Annotated in this window: 12 protein-coding genes; 6 read left to right on the forward strand and 6 right to left on the reverse strand. The window is 35.4% G+C overall.

Annotated features, from left to right (window positions below; translation table 11 throughout):
• The 3 genes from DMC01_RS10400 to DMC01_RS16045 all read right to left on the reverse strand — a co-directional run.
• On the reverse strand, positions 1-1,145 hold a 1,145-nt coding region (locus DMC01_RS10400; protein ID WP_142694157.1), incomplete at its 3' end, for a hypothetical protein.
• A 54-nt stretch (positions 1,146-1,199) separates the two neighbouring features.
• The gene (fliR, locus tag DMC01_RS10405; RefSeq protein WP_142694158.1) at positions 1,200-1,967 is read right to left on the reverse strand and encodes a flagellar biosynthetic protein FliR; all 768 of its coding nucleotides are present in this window, start codon (positions 1,965-1,967) and stop codon (positions 1,200-1,202) included.
• Positions 1,968-2,413: 446 nt separating this feature from the next.
• Entirely contained in the window at positions 2,414-2,548 is a 135-nt protein-coding gene (locus tag DMC01_RS16045) for a hypothetical protein (protein WP_282432304.1), read from the reverse strand.
• 139 nt (positions 2,549-2,687) lie between these two features.
• Between DMC01_RS16045 and DMC01_RS10410 the strand changes: the two genes are divergently transcribed.
• Positions 2,688-3,824: a DNA-methyltransferase gene (locus DMC01_RS10410; protein ID WP_142694165.1), complete on the forward strand. Its 1,137-nt coding sequence runs from the start codon at positions 2,688-2,690 to the stop codon at positions 3,822-3,824.
• A 1,293-nt stretch (positions 3,825-5,117) separates the two neighbouring features.
• Here the strand turns inward: DMC01_RS10410 and DMC01_RS10415 are convergent.
• From DMC01_RS10415 to DMC01_RS10425, 3 genes are all read right to left on the reverse strand, one after another.
• Complete coding sequence (locus DMC01_RS10415; RefSeq protein WP_246059184.1) at positions 5,118-6,041, reverse strand: aldo/keto reductase; 924 nt, start codon at positions 6,039-6,041, stop codon at positions 5,118-5,120.
• Positions 6,042-6,587: 546 nt separating this feature from the next.
• Positions 6,588-8,483 carry a motility associated factor glycosyltransferase family protein gene (locus DMC01_RS10420; RefSeq protein WP_246059186.1) on the reverse strand — a complete coding sequence of 632 codons (1,896 nt, stop codon included), beginning with the start codon at positions 8,481-8,483 and terminating at the stop codon, positions 6,588-6,590.
• Positions 8,484-8,539: 56 nt separating this feature from the next.
• Positions 8,540-10,453, reverse strand: coding sequence for a motility associated factor glycosyltransferase family protein (locus DMC01_RS10425; protein WP_185908870.1), 1,914 nt, complete (start codon positions 10,451-10,453; stop codon positions 8,540-8,542).
• A 151-nt stretch (positions 10,454-10,604) separates the two neighbouring features.
• Here DMC01_RS10425 and der point away from each other — a divergent pair, with 151 nt between their 5' ends.
• The 5 genes from der (at position 10,605) to DMC01_RS10450 (ending at position 15,899) form a co-directional block, all read left to right on the forward strand.
• Positions 10,605-11,978, forward strand: coding sequence for a ribosome biogenesis GTPase Der (gene der, locus DMC01_RS10430; protein ID WP_142694160.1), 1,374 nt, complete (start codon positions 10,605-10,607; stop codon positions 11,976-11,978).
• Positions 11,971-12,462 (forward strand): shikimate kinase, encoded by a 492-nt coding sequence (locus DMC01_RS10435; RefSeq protein ID WP_142694161.1) that lies wholly within the window; start codon positions 11,971-11,973, stop codon positions 12,460-12,462. The genes der and DMC01_RS10435 overlap by 8 nt, the downstream gene beginning before the upstream one ends.
• Entirely contained in the window at positions 12,459-13,412 is a 954-nt protein-coding gene (gene trpS, locus DMC01_RS10440) for a tryptophan--tRNA ligase (RefSeq protein ID WP_142694162.1), read from the forward strand. The genes DMC01_RS10435 and trpS overlap by 4 nt, the downstream gene beginning before the upstream one ends.
• A complete protein-coding gene (gene serS / locus DMC01_RS10445; RefSeq protein ID WP_142694163.1) occupies positions 13,413-14,648 on the forward strand; it encodes a serine--tRNA ligase in 1,236 nt (411 codons plus the stop codon).
• Between the two features lie 342 nt (positions 14,649-14,990).
• Positions 14,991-15,899, forward strand: a complete 909-nt coding sequence (locus DMC01_RS10450) for an arginase family protein (protein WP_142694164.1) — start codon at positions 14,991-14,993, stop codon at positions 15,897-15,899.
• Positions 15,900-17,189 lie beyond the last annotated feature (1,290 nt).

Genomic DNA, 17,189 nt, shown 5'->3' on the forward strand with positions numbered 1-17,189 from the left:
CCTTCTTTTAAGCTTTCCTCGTTTAAATCTAAATTCAAGTCTTCATTTAAACCTTCTTTTGAGCTTGAGCCTGAATTTAAATCCTCATTTAAGCCTTCTTTTGCACCTTCTTTTGAATTTAAATCGCCCTCGCTTAAATCTAAATTCAAGTCCTCGTTTAAATCTTCTACTACATTAGCGACTTCTTCATCCTTTAAAACAGTCTTTTCAAGTGAGGCTAGATCCTCGCTTGAAGCTTTTACATCTTCTTTAACACTGTCTAAATTCAAGTCCTCATTTAACCCTTCTTTCAAGCCCTCCTCGCTTGAAGCCTTTTCTTGCAAATCTAAATTCAAGTCCTCGCTTGAAACTTTGTCTAAATTTAGATCACTGGCTGAATTTTTTGCCTCCTCTTTCAAGGGCTCGTTTAGGTTTTTTTCAAGCTCATCTAAATTTAACTCACTTAAATCCAGCCCCTCTTCGCTCTTGGCTGAATTTAAATCCTCCTTTGAAGCTTGTGCCTTCTCAGGGCTTGAATCTTGTGCCTTAGCTGTTTTATCTGCTTCGTTTTTTGTGTTTGAAAGATTGGAGGTTTCATTTTCTAAGTTTAGAGGATCATCTACTAGATCTTGCACATATTCTTTGTTAGGAGGCTTGATTTTAAGCTTGTCTTCGTTGTTAAAGATATTATCTATATCTGCTTCTTCAAAGCCCTCTTTGGCACCTTCTATATGCTTTTTAGGAGTATCTTCGTCTGCTAGATCTAATGAGTCAAGATCTAGATCAGCTAGCTCTTCTTGAGTAGTATCTTCTGCTTCTTTTTCAACTTCTTTTGTAGGTTCAGTCTCTGGCGGTGTTTCTTCTTTGGGCTCTTCTTCTACCTTGATAAGAGAGATTAGATCTGTGGGTAAGAAGGGCTTGTGGAGTATTTGTATATTATCTTGTATGTTGCTATTTTTTGAGCTTAGACATATGAGTTTTTTACATCTATTTTCTAAATTCTTTAAATCAGCCTTGATCTCATTATCTACGATGATGAATTCATAATAGCCTGTCATCTTTTTGTCATAGGCTTCTTGTTCTTCAAAGTCGTAGTTTAATTTCTCAGCACTCAGCCTAACAAGCTTTGAAATAATGGGGTTTTTATTTAAAAGTAAAACTTTCATAAGCCCTTCCTTAAAGAAATATTATATTTTACCCTCTTTTTGATTATAAATTACTTAGTTAAAAAATAAAGTTTGCATATTTGAAAAAACCTTCATCATAAGTTCCTTAAAATACTCCATCATTATAACCAAGGTGGCTATTAAAACCGCAAAGGCTAGGGCTATCTTCATAGGATAACCAACAACAAGCAGATTAAACTGGGGCATGGTCTTCATCAAAAGCCCAAAGATTAAATCGGCTAATAAATTTATAGCCAAGATAGGAAAGGCCATACCAAAGCCTATAATAAAGATATTAAACATAGCACTGTTTAGGTAAGAGAGCAAATTCTCTCCCAAGTAAAAGCCACCTAAGATTATATAATTTAAAGAATGGCTTAAAAAAACTAAGCTTAAATGATGTCCGTCAAAGGCTAAAAACACTAACAAGGCAAGTAAGGATAAAATTTGAGAAGTAATAGGCACACTACCACCCGTGCTAGGATCAATCACAGAAGCCATAGTAAAGCCCATAGTAAAAGCCATTTGCTCCCCAGCAAACTGCACAATCGCAAATACTATCATCAATATAAGTCCTGCTATCATTCCAAAAATAGCCTCACTTAGAAGCTGCAAGATGAAAAAGCTATTGTACTGAGGGTTTTCAAGCTGGGCTAAGGGGAATAAAAACATGGTTAAAAATAAAGCAAGGGTAGCCTTGATGACATTTGGGATATTAGTATGTGAAAAGAAGGGAAAGAATACAAAAAGTCCAGCTACTCTGGCAAAAAGCAACATAAACTTAGCCACATTTGCATCGCCAAGGTATTGCACGAACTCCATTTAATCGCCTTTCTTTGAATTCAAATCTTTAACTGTGTATTAGGTCTTGTTTTGTGAATTTTTATAAATTTAGCCTAGCAAAACTAAACTACTAAACTGCTTTATCTTATGGCATTTAGGCTAAGAGCTTAAAGCTTTTGTCCTTTAAACTGCTTTGTTCTAAGACAGTTACACAAAGCTGCGAGATCAAAGCTTTTATACTTGCAAGACTGAGCTAAAATTATAGCAAGAAAAATTCACAAAATAATTTTTAAAAAAGCTCTTAGCCCGTCTTTATGTCCTTAAATCAATACACAAAGCTTTTAGTAAGCGATGTATTTCAAAAAGATCCTTAAAAAAGCCTTTGTAATTAGCTGAATTTTAGGCTAAATTTAAAAAAGATCTGCAAGTTTTTGAATTTTTAAAATTCAAAGCCTTTAAATTTACAAGTAAATTTGCAAGAAAACTTAGAAAAAATTTACGCAAATGTCTTTAAGCTGAAAAAATTCAAGCTTATTTATAAAAGCTAGATCTATTTTAAATTTAGCAACTAGCTTGACTAAAAACTGCCAGATAACTTTTAGCTTAGTTGTTTCTAGCACATACATTTATCTTTTTTAGATAAGCTTATTTAAATTTGAGGCTTGATACTTTTAGCTAATTGGCACTTGATCTTTTTAGCTAAGATTGTAAAGGATTGATTTGACAAAGCATAGCAAGAATTCAACCCACCACCAAACCATCACCCCCCTCCACCACCCCCCCCCCCCCCCCAACTTCTCACAGTTTAAACAAATAAGTCTTAATAAGATCTACTCAAAGGATCAAATCATAAATGCCTTTAAGATCATTGAAAAATCAGGCATACAATGTGAAAATTTGAAAGATAAGCTAAAATTCACATTTGACATTGTAAATTTGAATTTTTTAAAGAAAAATGCTGATGATAGCCTCATTTTGGCTTTAATCAAAGAGCTTTTAAAAATAAAGGCTTACTCTGCAAAAAATGGCAAGGTAAGCTATGCTAGCTTTAATAATGACAAAAAGGTTGCTAATAAAAAGCAAAACTCAAAAGCAAGGCTTGCTTATGAGAGCTATAAAAAAGAATTTTCTACTCATAACAACGAGCTTGTAAATGATCAAATAAATAAAATTTACTGTGCTAATAGCTTGGAGTTTTTAAAAACCATGCCTGAAAACTGTGTAGATCTAGTACTTACCTCACCCCCGTATAACTTTGGCATAAACTACAACACCGCACAAGATGCGAACAAATGGCAAAGCTATTTTGATCAGCTTTTTGCCATTTTTAGCGAGTGTATAAGGGTGCTTAAAAGTAGCGGACGAATAATAGTAAATGTCCAGCCTATGTTTAGCGACTATATCCCAACTCATCATTTTATAAGCAAATTTTTCATTGACAAGGGGCTAATTTGGAAGGGAGAAATTCTTTGGGAAAAAAACAATTACAACTGTAAATACTGCACTTGGGGTAGCTGGAAAAGCCCAGCTTCTCCATATCTTAAATACTCTTGGGAATTCATAGAAGTGTTTTGTAAAAATAGCTTAAAAAAAGAGGGCGATAAAGAAAAAATCGACATAACAGCAGAGGAGTTTAAAGAATTTGTCTATGCAAAATGGCAGCTTGCACCAGAGCGAAATATGAAAGCTTATGGACACGGTGCAGTATTTCCTGAAAAGCTAGTAAAGCGATGTTTGAAGCTTTTTTCTTACAAAGATGATCTTGTGCTTGATCCCTTTAATGGAAGTGGCACTACCACAAAGGTAGCCAAGGAGCTTGGACGAAGATTCATAGGCATTGACATAGATGAGAGTTACTGTGAGATAGCAAGAAAGAGGCTTTTTGGTGAGTTGTAAGCTTATGTTTTAGCTGATCTGGTGTAAAATTCATAGCTTTAACTTCCTTTCAAGGTAAAAGCTTTAAAGCCATGCTTGTTTGAAGCTATATTGCAACTTAGGCTAAATTCAAGGGCTTGTAACATTAACATATTTTGTGAAATTTAAAGATTTTCTAAGAATTTTTAGTGCTGATCTTAATAAAACAAAATTTATTTTAAGCCCTTCTTTAAATTTAAATCTGCGAATTCAGCCAGCAAATAAATAGCCTCTACTACACAGCTTACTATTTTAAGCTCACCTTATAACTAAGTTTCTTTAAAAAAACTTAGGCTCAAAACACTTTAAGTCTATACAAGCTCATTTTAAAGTATGGATAGCAAAATGAAAAACAAGTATATGATTCATTTTATAAGTTCGCATATATAATTTAGGTAAATTGTAAAGTATTTTTTACCTTGCCTTTCATTCTCTACCTTTGCAATAAGTCTTGATTTAGAGGCTAAAATTGCTGAACTTTGCAAAATAACTTGTGCTTATATGGATAGAATTTTGCAAGAAAGTCAAATTTTAATAGCCAAAGAGTGCGAAAAATCATCAAAACGAAGTTTATTTAGAAAATGAGTGGCGAGATTTAAGTTAATGAGAGTTATTTTTTACAATGCTTGGCTCGTAACTTAGAAGGTGCAAAAATGGTGCACAAAAGCCTAGATATGAGATTAGCAAGAAAACAGCTACGTTTTTACTTCGTGTTAGGCACTAGTTTTTTGCGATAAGGGATCTTAAAGCAAAATCAAATAAGTTTATATGAAGGCCCTAAGGCACTGAGTTAGCATAGCTTATATGGGAGTTTTCAAAGTTTGACAAAACTAAGATTTACAAAAAGGGCTTCAAAGCATAGGCTTGGTAGATTTTTGTTTCGCTTGTGTCTTTGCAAGAAGAAACAAAGGCTTATTACAGAGTAAAGACCATCAAATGCTAGCTTGCAAAGAGGCACAAGCATGTAAACGAAACTGTGAATTTTTATGGCTTTGCAAAATGTCAACTTGCCAAATTTCTTGGCATTAAAACAGAAAATTTTATCCTTCATTTAAAAAAAACAAAATCAAGACAAAAATTTTAGGACAAAATTCTCATCAAAATTTGCTAAAATTGATAAGAGAAAATCCTGTTAAGTTTAATTGAGCCAAATTTATTAAAATATGGATAAGCCAAAATCCTATTAAAGTCTATTAAGCCACATTTAAAGAAACTTTTTTAATCTTACTCTAAATTATTTTCACTTAAGGTTAAGAAGCTAAATGTGACTAAAAACTAATCCACCCAGCTAAAAGAAGATTTGTTTGTATCCATAGCTACAATAATCTTTTTATCAGCCTCATCAAGGTTAAAGTCAAAGATGGAGTAGTTCTCACGCAAACGTCCTTCATTTGAGCTTTTGGGTATAACCACTATGCCCTCTTCTACGAGGAAGCGAAGGGTAATTTGCGCTACTGTTTTGTTGTATTTAGAGGCTATCTTCATTAGGGTTTCATTTTTGAAGAAATTATTTCTACCAGCCACAAAGGGACTCCAAGCCTCCAAAACAGTTCCTCTTTTTTGCATAGCCTTTCTTAGAGGCTGTTGTTGATAAAAAATATGAGTTTGGCATTGATTTACAGCAGGGATCACCTTGCAACTTTTAACAAAGTCCTCATAAGCCTTGGCATTGAAATTTGAAATGCCTATGGCCTTGATTCTTCCCTCCTCATAAAGCTTTTCCATAGCCTTATACATCTGCTTTGCATTTGGGTAATTATTATGAATTAAAAGCAGATCAAGATAATCAAGCCTTAGTTTTTTCAAGCTCTCATCAAAGCTTTTAAATGTCTCCTCATAGCTCATATCGCTTGAAAGCTTTGTGGTTATGAAAAACTCAGCCCTTGCTACCTTAGAATTTGCAACAGCTGCACCAACATCTGCTTCATTGCCATACATTTGAGCTGTATCAATTAAACGGTAGCCTATTTTAATGGCACTTTCCATAGTCTTTTGTCCTTCTTTGCCGCTAAGTCCGCTTCCACTAAGCCCAGCAGTACCAAGTCCTACCATGGGCATTTTTACACCATTATTAAGCGTTGTAAATTGCATTTTTTCTCCTTTCGTTGCAGCAAAACTTAAACCTCCAAACGCTGAAACACTAGCAAGTCCTGCTAGACTTAGCTTGGCCGAGGTATTTAGAAATTTTCTTCTTGTCATTTAGGATCCTTTAAATTTAAAATAGCCCTTAAATCATAGCAAACAAAGATTAATTTTTTAAAGCTTTGGATAAATTATCTACAAATTCAGCCAAATTTAAATTTTAAATGTTTTAGTGTTTACTGCATCTTGTGTTAAATAGCTTGAATTTCATATGGCTTAAAAAACTTAGATTCTAAAACAAGACAGTTTGTCTTAAAGGTGGGGGCTGAAAATCTTAGAATTACTTATCATAGCTTAAAGAGTTAATGTGCATAAAAGCTAAAGCCTTTGGCTGAATTTAAAGCTTTGTTTATGAAGCTTTTTGGCAAAATGCTTAAATTTATCCTAGCTTAAAAACAGCACCTTGCTTTAAATTTGAGTATGTGTTAAAGGGTGCAAAAAGTACTCATTTGCCGTGCAAATTTATTTAGCTTGTTAAACAAAGCCTTACAAAGGCAAAAAAGCTTTATCATTTTTGAAAATACTTAATTTTCTAAGAAAATTACATTTTAATCTTCTTATAAAATGGCTTAAAGATCAACACTTTTTGAAGAGAAGTTAAGCCTATAAAAGCCTTCTTTTTTCAAGCTCCTCTCTTAGAGGGACTATATTTTTATTTAGGCTTTCTTGAAAGATCTCCAAAAGATCTATGATCTCTTCAAGCCAGGCTTCGTGAGAGAAGATCCACATCACAAGCTTGTTTTGTCTTTCTTGCTCGTTTTCAAAATTTTGAGCATATAAGGGTGCAAGGGCTGCTTCTTGATGAGAAAGAGGAGGATGTAAAATTTCATTGCAAAATAAGGATTTTTTATGTTCCATTCTAGTTTTTATCTTATCTATTGCTAAATTTATCTCATCCAAGGTGTAAGACTGTTTACCTATGGTTACTGTTTGAAGTTGTTTTAGAATTTTTTTGAGATCTTTGATGTATCTTGCATTTAGACCTTGTCCCTTTTTGATCATCTTATAGGTATTTAGCATATCTTCTCCACTTTGCTTTCTAGTTGGAGCTTTGAGTTTAAAAAAAGGCTTTTTATCAGCCTCTTTTGCTAAAAATTCCTCGCACATTTGTTTAAAAGGTATTTCTATCGTGCCTTCTATCCTTGCTCCTCCCTCAGTGCAATTATAACTTTTGGTCCATTTTTTGTTTGCATTAATATAATTTTCAAAAAATTCCTTAAACCAAAACCAACCAGGGCGAGTTTTTACTGTGCCAACTCCTCCATACGCTGTAATTGTTTTTAACTTTCCATCAAATACTTCTTCTCTTTCTTTGTAAAGATAATTCTGTGCGTGGGATTTGCCATCCTCAGAATAAGCTAAGTCCTGTCCTATAAAGATTATTTTTGAATAAGCCAACAACCTATTAGCCAATTCATAAGCCATATTCATAACACTCATACCGCCACTTACATAACCAAAATTAGACAGTTTCAAATGTAGAGCAAAGGGTAATGTTCTTGCTATTAATATATAATTTCTTTTGTATTTTTCTAAGTTACGAACTACCCTAGGATGAACAAGGGACATAAAGACAAAAACTATATCCTTGTCAAATTCACCAAAATCTTCTTCAAAAAAATCTGCCATATTTTCGGTTCTTTCAAGGCACAAAACATAATCAGGCTTAATCTTATGTTTATAAAGTATAGGATAGGCACTATCAGCACAAAAGATAGTTGCCTTATTGGCGTATTTTTTCAACAGTGGTAGCTGCTTACTGAGACTTGGTCCTGTGGCTACTAGTATGGCAAATTTGGTTTTTTTGCTTCTTTTTTTTACAAGCTCTGCTAAATTTGGACGAACAAACATCTTGGGTAAATTTATCATAAAATGCTCTATGCCCATCAAAGCATCCCTAGGATCATTGCCCTGTCTTACTGCGGAAGTATTTATGGCACTTATATTTAAATCATTAATTCTTTTTATTTCACTTTCTTCTTTTACATAATGATCGTTATGAATGTGTAAGGTATAAAGCCTAGCAAATACACGAAAATTATATACATCAAAGAGCTGATTGGCTGAGATAGAATTATAATATTTATTATATATTATAATAATTCTAGTCTCAAAAAGTTCCCTACCAAAATCGATCAAATTCAAAGCCATATAAATAAATTCTAAATTACTCTCAAAAACAACTATTCGTTTGTGGTTTTTATTTTGAAGCAAGGTCTTATATAAAAGCCCATTACCAAGTCCGTAAAAAAACAAACAAGGATACCGCAAATACTCCTTTTTAAAAGGCTCTAAAGCCTTTTCTAGCTCTACATAGGGCTTTTGATAAAGCCTTTCTTGTGTTTTTTTATTGATGATATTTATATTTAAGGATTCATCCTTATCAAAATCATACTCGAAGTTTAATTTTTTGATCTTTTGCAAGTCTGTTTTCATCTCAGCATAAGCCTTGCCTTGCAGTGCTCTTAAATTCCTTGCAAAATTATCCGTTTTTATCATCGTTTCTTCCTTAAATTCAAGCTATATTTTTAATTTAAGCAAAAACCGTGCCATACTTACCATTTTCTAAGCTCTTTTAACATAGTATCATTTTGAGTATAAACATACTCCCCAACCTCAATAAAAAAATTCGCCAAATTTGAAACAAGCTCTATCAAGGCTCTTTTTTCATCCTCCTCACTCTTGCAAACAACACAGTCAAGCCTAATTAACTCGCAATTATTTTGATAATATATCACATCGCTAACCTCTGTTAAAAGCGAAAATTTGTGAAATTTAGCATAAAATCTTTGTAATCTTTCCTTGCTCTTTTTCAAGGCTTTAAAATCAAGCTTTTCAAGCTCGTAATCCCTTGGCAGTATGACAGTTAAATGTTCAAGCTCCTTTTTAATCTCCTCAAAATAATCACTTGATCTTTTAATCAGCTTTTCAAATTTAATCCTTATATCTTTAAGCTTGGTTTTATACTCATCCTCGCTCAAAGAAGAAGGCATCTTCAATGGCTTTTTATCCTCTTCTTTTGCTAAAAACTCCTCACAAGCCTTTTTAAAGGGTATTTCTATGCTTCCTTCTATTCTAGCCCCACCCTCAGTGCAGTTATATGCCATAGTTTTAAACTTTATCTTAGCCATAGCTATGTCAGCTTCTAAGCCTTGCTTAAAAAGAGTCCACACAGCAGAGCTTTCCACCATATCCCCTCCCCCATAAGCTTCTATCAAAAATCTCCCCCTATCTCTTTCATAATCCTTTTCGTGTATGTAAGAAAGCTCATAGCCCTTGCTATGAGAGCTTCCCTCCTTGGAGTAGGCAAGATCCTGTCCTATTAAGATGATCCTTTCATGCTCTAAATAAGAAGCAAGCTCATAGCTCATATTTGCTACGCTGTGATGATGTCCTAAATAACCAAACTCATCAAGCTTAAAACTCATGCAAAAAGGAGAAGGACGCATTGCTATTAGATATTTTCTTTCATCTTTTTCTATATATTTAAGGGTGTTTTCGTGGGTAAAGGAGGTAAGTATAAAGAGTATGTTGTTGTTAAATTCACCAAAGTCATTGTTAAAAAGCTCAGAAGTTAAGGGAATTCTTTCTATGCTTAAAACATAATCGGGACTAATGCCTTCTCTATGAAGTATATGATAAGCAGAATCCGCACAAAAGATACTTGCCTTGTTTTGATACTGTTTTAGCAAGGGAAGTTGCTTATTTAGACTTGGACCTGTTGAAACAACTATGGCTGTTTTATTTGCCTTTTTTCTTAGACAAAGAAGATCTTGTAAGCTAGGATTTTTAAGCATTTTGGGTAGATTATGTAAGCTATGTTCTATGCCTATTAATGAATCCTTTGGATCATTTCCCTTTCTTATAAAAGCAAAGCGAATCCACTCCATCATATCTTGATTTAATTTTTGAATTTCAGCCATATAATGACTGTTATAAAACTCACAAGCACTGTTTAGATTATAGGTCTTAACGCTCTCGCTTATGTCCTTGTAAGAAAAAAGAGTACCAAGCTGGGCTGGTATGATGCGAGGGGTATAAAAGACGATCAATCTTTCATTTTTTAAATCCCTAGCAAAATCAAAGCTTTGCAAGGCATAGTAGAAAAGTTCTAATTCTGGCTCAAAAACAACTATCCTTTTATGCTTAGAATTTCTAAGCAAATGAGAAATAAGCACAGCATTTGCAAAGCCAAAGATGAATAAAACGGGATGCTTTGGAAAGTTTTGATCAAAAAAATTCTTTTTCTCCTCAAGCTCAGTTTTTAGATCTTGATACATAAGAGTTTTTGTTGGATGATGAAAGATATTTCCATCAGCACTTTTTATAAAATTAAAATTATACTTAGATTCTTGAATTCCCTTCATGGCCCTTGCTAAGGGTTCATCTACCTCATAAAGAGGTTTGAGATTTTTTTCTAAAAATTCGTTATTTATTAAGGATTGAGGATGGGTAAGGGGCTCTGCCATATTTGTATCCATATGCTTAAAATTTGCTTAATTTTAACCAAAACTATCTTAAAATTAAATAAAGCTAAATTCACAAAGTTTATAATTTTAGACAAGCTTATGTGAATTTTAGGGTAAAATTTGCTTTTTAAAGCTTTAATTTAGGACAAAGATGCAAAGCATTATTTTAGTGGGCAGACCAAATGTAGGTAAATCAAGCCTTTTTAATAAGATCATTCGTGCAAGAGTGGCAATTACTAGCGATATAGCAGGCACGACACGCGATACGAACACGCGTGAAGTAAATGTGTGCGGCAAAAAAGCCCTTTTAATCGACAGCGGTGGGCTTGATGAAAGCGATGAGCTTTTTCGCGCCGTAAAGCAAAACACGCTTACTCGCGCAAAGAGTGCTGACATAGTGCTTTATATGGTTGATGGCAAAAATTACCCAGATGATGAGGACAAAGCCTTGCTTTACGAGCTTTTAAGGCTAAAAAAGCCAACAGCCCTTGTGGTAAATAAAATAGACAGCCAAAAAGACGAACAACGTGCCTTTGAATTTGCTTCTTTTGGGATAAAAGAGATTTTTTTCATCTCCACAAGCCACGCCACAGGACTTGACGCACTTTATGCTTGGTTGGGCTCAAAGCTAAAAGATGAAGCCGGGCAAGAAGAAGAAAATTTAGAGGATTTCTTAGAAAACTTCGAGGAAAACGAGTTTGGAGAGTTTAAATTCAAAGAAATAAATCCAAATTTAATAAAAGTAGGCATAGTAGGACGCGTAAATGTCGGTAAATCAAGCCTTTTAAACGCCCTTGTGAAAGAAAATCGCAGCGTGGTAAGCGACATAGCAGGCACGACAATAGATCCTGTCAATGAAAGCATAGTTTATAAGGATAAAAGCATAGAATTCATAGACACAGCAGGGCTTAGAAAAAGAGGCAAGATCTCAGGGCTTGAAAAATTTGCACTTAATAGAACGGAAAAAGTGCTTGAAAATGCACAAATCGCCCTTTTGGTTTTAGACGCAAATGATGGCTTTAACGAGCTTGATGAGAGAATAGCCGGGCTTATAAGTAAGCATTATTTGGGCGTTATCATCGTGCTAAATAAATGGGATATTAGCGATTTGGACTTTGATAAGGTTTGTAAAGAGCTGAAATTTGAACGCTTTAAATTTCTAGCCCACGCTCCCATCATCAGCCTTTCAGCCCTTAGCGGCAAAAGGGTGAATGTCTTGCTTGATAAAATTTTAGAACTTTTTAACAATTTTACGCAAAAAATCCCAACAGCCAAGCTAAACGAGCTAGTAAGTGCGGCGACAAAGGCGCACCCACTGCCTCACGACAAGGGCAAGCTTGTTAAGATTTACTATGCCGTGCAGTATGACGCAGCACCTCCAAAAATCGCTTTGATAATGAACCGCCCAAAGGCACTTCATTTTAGCTACAAACGCTATCTTATAAACGCACTTCGTAAGGACTTTGCCCTTGATGGTGTGCCTTTAATCATAGCTACTCGCAAAAGGGGGCAAAAAGATGAGTAAAAATGTGATTTTCATAGGCTTTATGGGTTGCGGTAAAAGCACGGTTGGCAAGGCTTTGGCTAAGGCTTTAAAGACTAATTTTTTAGACACAGATGAGCTTATAAAACAAAGGCTTGGCAAGGAAATAAGAGAAATCTTTGCTGAATTTGGAGAGGATTTTTTTAGAAAAGAGGAGCAAAAAATCGCCCAGGAATTAAAGTGCTTAAATGGCGTTGTCATCGCCACAGGCGGGGGTTTTTATAAAGCTTTACAAAGGGATGAAAATTCTTTGATAATATATCTAAAAGCAAATTTTGAATTTTTACACAACAGACTTGGAAAAAAGGGCTTTGCAAAAAGACCTCTCTTTAAAGACAAAGAAAAGGCAAGAAAGCTGTTTGAGGAAAGATTTATGGAGTATGAAAAAAAGGCACATTTAATCATAAATGTAGAGGGAAAAACTCCCAAAAAGCTTGTAGCTGAGCTTATAAAGGAGCTAGGATGAGGGTTTTAACGGGCTTGCAGCCAAGTGGGGATTTGCATATAGGCAATTATTTTGGGGCAATTAAGGCTATGGTGGATGCTCAAAACACGCAAGATATGTTTATTTTTATCGCCAACTACCACGCGATGACCTCTAATCCTCCAAATTTAAGGCAAAACTCTTTAAAAGCAGCCGCTGCCTTTTTAAGTTTGGGCGTAAAGCCCGACATTTGCACCTTTTGGCTACAAAGCGATGTCAAAGAGGTTTTAGAATTATACTGGATCTTATCTCAAATCACACCTATGGGGCTGTTAGAGCGTGCTCACAGCTACAAGGATAAGCTAGCAAAGGGGCTAAACGCCACACACGGACTTTTTAGCTATCCTGTTTTGATGGCTGCTGATATTTTGCTATATAGCAGCGAGCTTGTGCCTGTTGGCAAAGACCAAGTACAGCACCTTGAAATTGCAAGGGATTTAGCAGTGAAATTCAACGAGAAATTTGGCGATACCTTCATCTTACCACAGGCTCAAATAAATGAGGAAGTAGCCGTGGTGCCTGGAATTGACGGAGAAAAGATGAGTAAATCCTACAAAAACACCATTGATATTTTCGCCTCCGCAAAGGATTTAAAAAAACAAATTTCTGCTATAATTACAGACAGCTCACCTTTGCAAGCACCAAAAGAATGGCACTCGTGCAATGTTTATAAAATTTCAAGGCTGTTTTTAGATGAAAGTGGACAAAATAACTTGCAAGCTCGCTATGAAAGAGGGGGCGAGGGACACGGGCATTTTAAGGCTTATTTAAACGAGCTTATTTTGGATTATTTTAGCACTGCAAGAAGCGAGTATGAGAGGCTTTTAGCAAAGCCCGGCGAAATAAAAGAAATTTTAGAATTTGGAGCTACTAAGGCAAGAAAGATTGCGAGGGAAAAAATGCAAGAACTTTACGCAAAGATAGGACTTTAAATGCTTGATTTAAGGCTTTTGGAAAAGGATTTTGAGGACGTGGCAAAAAAACTTGCCGCGAAAAATGTGGATAAGGATTTGCTTGAAAATTTGCGAACTTTGTTTGTTGATTTAAAAGCAAAAAGACAAACACTTGAAGATGCCCAAGCCTTTCAAAACAAATTTTCAAAAGAGCTGGCAAAGGCTGATGACAAAGAGGCTTTAAAGGCAAGGTTAAACGAAAATAAGGGCAAAATCAACGAGCTAAGCTCACAGGTAAAAGAGCTTGAAAATAGACTTGAAATTTTATCTCATCAAGTGCCAAATATCCCTAATGAAACCGTGCCTTTGGGCGTTGATGAGAGCGAGAATGTGGAACTTAAAAAAGTGGGCGAGGTGCCTAAGTTTGACTTTACGCCCAAAGAGCATTTTGAGCTTGGCGAAAAATTAGGATGGATTGACTTTGTGCGAGGGGTTAAAATCGCTGGTAGTCGTTTTTGTGTGCTGAAAAATGAGGGAGCAAAATTAAGCAGGGCTTTGGTGAATTTTATGATAGATTTTAACACAAGCAGGGGCTTTGAGCTTGTCAATGTGCCTTTCATCGTAAATTCTAGCACTATGTTTGGCACAGGACAGCTTCCAAAATTCAAGGATGATGCCTATAAAATCGAGGGTGAGGATAGTTATCTTATATCTACTTCTGAAATCCCTGTAACAAATCTTTACGCAGATGAGATTATCGCCGCAGAAGCCTTACCCATAAAAATGACTTGTTACAGTGCTTGCTTTCGCAAAGAAGCAGGCAGCGCAGGACGCGATACAAGGGGCATCATAAGACAGCATCAGTTTGAAAAGGTAGAGCTTGTAAGCATCACAAAGCCTACGCAAAGCGAGAGTGTCTTTAATGAAATGCTAGAATGTGCGAGCGATTTGCTGACAGCCTTAAATTTGCCTCACCGCTTTGTGCTTTTATGCACGGGGGATTTGGGCTTCTCAGCGGCAAAAACCATTGATTTAGAGGTGTGGCTACCCGGACAAAATAAATTTAGAGAGATTAGCTCGGTTTCTAATTGCCGTGATTTTCAAGCACGTAGGGCAAAAATTCGCTTTAAAAATGAAAAAGGCAAAAACGAGTTAGTGCATACTCTAAATGGCTCATCTTTGGCTGTGGGACGAACCCTTGTGGCGATAATGGAAAATTACCAAGAAAAAGATAGCAACATTCGCGTGCCTGAGGCGCTGAGAAAATATCTTTAAGAGAAAATCAAATATGGATTTTGTGAATTTTATCCACCACCTAGCGAGTTACAAGCCTTGCGAAGTAAAAACCCCTCCACATAGAGCGGATTGCGAGACGTGAAACGCAAAAGCAAAAGAGATGGGGCTTTTATGGTGTAAATTTTTTGCTAAATTCAAAAGAATTCACACAAAAAAATTCAAAATTCAACAAATTGGGCAAAAATGCAAGAAAAAAAGCGGCGTGAGTTTGTAAAAAATTCAGCTAAAATCGTAGGGTTAGCAATGTTTGCAAACCCTTTAATAATCGCTTGTGATTCATCAACAAAAGCCAAAAATCAAAATTCAACAAAAGAATAAACAATGCAAAATACTTTAAAACTCATCTACCCACAATGGCAAGGCGGTGTTATCGCAGGGTGGTTTAAGGATTTAAAGCCTGAAAATTCAGCAAAAGGCTATGTTTTGGGGGCGCAAATTTTGGATTTGCTCGTTTCAAACTTAAATGCGAATTTGGATAAAAACACCGCTGTCGTGCCTGTGTCGCTGAATTACAGCGTAGATAAAAATGGTGAAAGGCTCGTGCAAGAGGGCATTGTCGATAAATTCATTTTGCAAGAGCAGACAAAAAGAGCTTACGAGTTGATAAACGCCAAAAAACCCACTAAAATTCTCACTCTTGGCGGAGAATGTGCAGTGAGCGTGCCAAGCTTTACCTATCTTGCAAGCCTTTATAAAGATGATTTGGTGGTGCTTTGGGTAGATGCGCACCCTGATTTGGGCGTAGCAAACGATGAATTTTACAAAGGCTATCACGCGATGGCGGTAAGTGCGATTGTGGGCGATGAGGTGCTTTCGCGTGAATTTGCCTTGCCTGCAAGCGTCAGCCCTGACAAAGTGCTTTTTGTGGGGCTACACTCAAATGAAGCCTTGCATTACAAGGCTCGCCGTGAAGCCCTTGGCATACAAAGCGTTGATGGGACGGCATTTGTAAGCGATGAGGCAAAGGCTTTGTCGCAAATAAAGGCTTGGATAAAGCAATGTGGGGCAAAAAAAGTGGCAATTCACCTTGATTTAGATGTTTTAAACCCAAAAGAACTCTATGTAGCCGTGGGAAACACGGGCATTTTAAGTGTGTCTCAGGTAATAAACGCCATAAACACAGCAAATGAAAGTGCCGAAATAGTAGGGCTTACCATAGCCGAGCATTTTCCAAAGGCACAAATTCAGCTTAAAACCTTGCTTGAAAATTTGCCACTTATAAAGCCTTAAAAATGTGAATTTTTTGTAAAATTCAAACAAAAATTCAAGGATTTTTGAATTTACGCAAAAAAATTTACAAAATTAAATTGTTAAAAAAGACCAAAAACAAAACATTTCTATGAGCGTGGTATTTGAGATGAGAAAATGATTTTGCAGACGAAGACTAGACATAACAATCTGTCGAATTTGCATAAATCAAAAAAATTGGCTCAATCAAACTTAAAACAAAAAGTTTTTAAGTTAAAGCCTAGACGATTGATACTTTTAGCTAAAATGACCTAGGATTTTTCCTAAGCCATTCTAACAAAATTTTATACAAGTTTTCATTTTTAAGCTTGATCTTAGATCTAAATTCAGTTTCTTTCAAATGCGTAAAAAGAAAAATTTTCTTGCCATGAAACCCCTAAGCTAGCCTTTGTAAGGTCCCCAGAAATTCACAATTTCGTTTATGTGCTTGTGTTCCTTTGCAAACTCGTTTTTAGAGTGTTTTACCCTATAACTTTGCTCCTTCTTGTAAAGTGAGGGGCCTAGTGTTGTAAAAAATAATTCTCATCAACTTCGATTTAACTACTCATTTTCTAAATAAACTTCGTTTTGCTGATTTTTCGCACTATTTAAGGATTAAAAGCTTACTGCACTATCCACGCAAGGACGAGAAACCTTGCATAAAGGCGATTTTGCTTACGCAAAGATTAGCACAAAAACACTCCAAAATTGATTAAATTTCCACTCAAAAATGTAGGGCAAAATATATACTAAGATCGGTTTTACCAAGCTTTTAGATCTCATTATCTCAGCTAAAAGTATCAATTGCCAAAGCCTATGAAAAATAAATATTAGTTTGCGAATTTCACCAAATTTAGAGAAATTTTGAAGTATTTTTTGCTTCGCCTTTTAGTTCTTTGTAAAAAGGTGCAAAGCTTCATTGTAGAATAAAGCATTCTAAAAATGAATTTAGCTTAGCTAAAATCATATCAATGAAAATTATGAATTTTTTTACTTCGTGTTCTTGCAACTGAGTAGTAGAAATTTGCAAAATTTAAATTTGCCAAATGTCGTGGCATCAAAGCAAACATTTTCTTGCTTCACTTAAAAGACACAAACTTTTCACACCCCAAAACCCACTTCTATCAACCCCACTTGATGGCTGTATGCTTTGAAGTATTTAAAATTCATTAAAAGCTTAGTTTATTAAGCCTCAAACTCATTTTGATAAAAAGCAATGCCCTTTTCTTCATCATCAAGTCCATGCATAATCCTATCAAGCAAGGACATTTTATTCCTTATCTAGCTTGCCAA

Source organism: Campylobacter troglodytis (assembly GCF_006864425.1).
GTDB lineage: Bacteria > Campylobacterota > Campylobacteria > Campylobacterales > Campylobacteraceae > Campylobacter_D > Campylobacter_D troglodytis.

What these genes read in the sequence shown, in the direction of transcription:
- DMC01_RS10415 (WP_246059184.1), bottom strand. Translation starts at nt 6,041, where the DNA reads ATGACAAGAAGAAAATTTCTAAATACCTCGGCCAAGCTAAGTCTAGCA.
- DMC01_RS10450 (WP_142694164.1), top strand. Translation starts at nt 14,991, where the DNA reads ATGCAAAATACTTTAAAACTCATCTACCCACAATGGCAAGGCGGTGTT.
- der (WP_142694160.1), top strand. Translation starts at nt 10,605, where the DNA reads ATGCAAAGCATTATTTTAGTGGGCAGACCAAATGTAGGTAAATCAAGC.
- fliR (WP_142694158.1), bottom strand. Translation starts at nt 1,967, where the DNA reads ATGGAGTTCGTGCAATACCTTGGCGATGCAAATGTGGCTAAGTTTATG.
- DMC01_RS10425 (WP_185908870.1), bottom strand. Translation starts at nt 10,453, where the DNA reads ATGGCAGAGCCCCTTACCCATCCTCAATCCTTAATAAATAACGAATTT.
- serS (WP_142694163.1), top strand. Translation starts at nt 13,413, where the DNA reads ATGCTTGATTTAAGGCTTTTGGAAAAGGATTTTGAGGACGTGGCAAAA.
- DMC01_RS10420 (WP_246059186.1), bottom strand. Translation starts at nt 8,483, where the DNA reads ATGATAAAAACGGATAATTTTGCAAGGAATTTAAGAGCACTGCAAGGC.
- DMC01_RS10435 (WP_142694161.1), top strand. Translation starts at nt 11,971, where the DNA reads ATGAGTAAAAATGTGATTTTCATAGGCTTTATGGGTTGCGGTAAAAGC.
- trpS (WP_142694162.1), top strand. Translation starts at nt 12,459, where the DNA reads ATGAGGGTTTTAACGGGCTTGCAGCCAAGTGGGGATTTGCATATAGGC.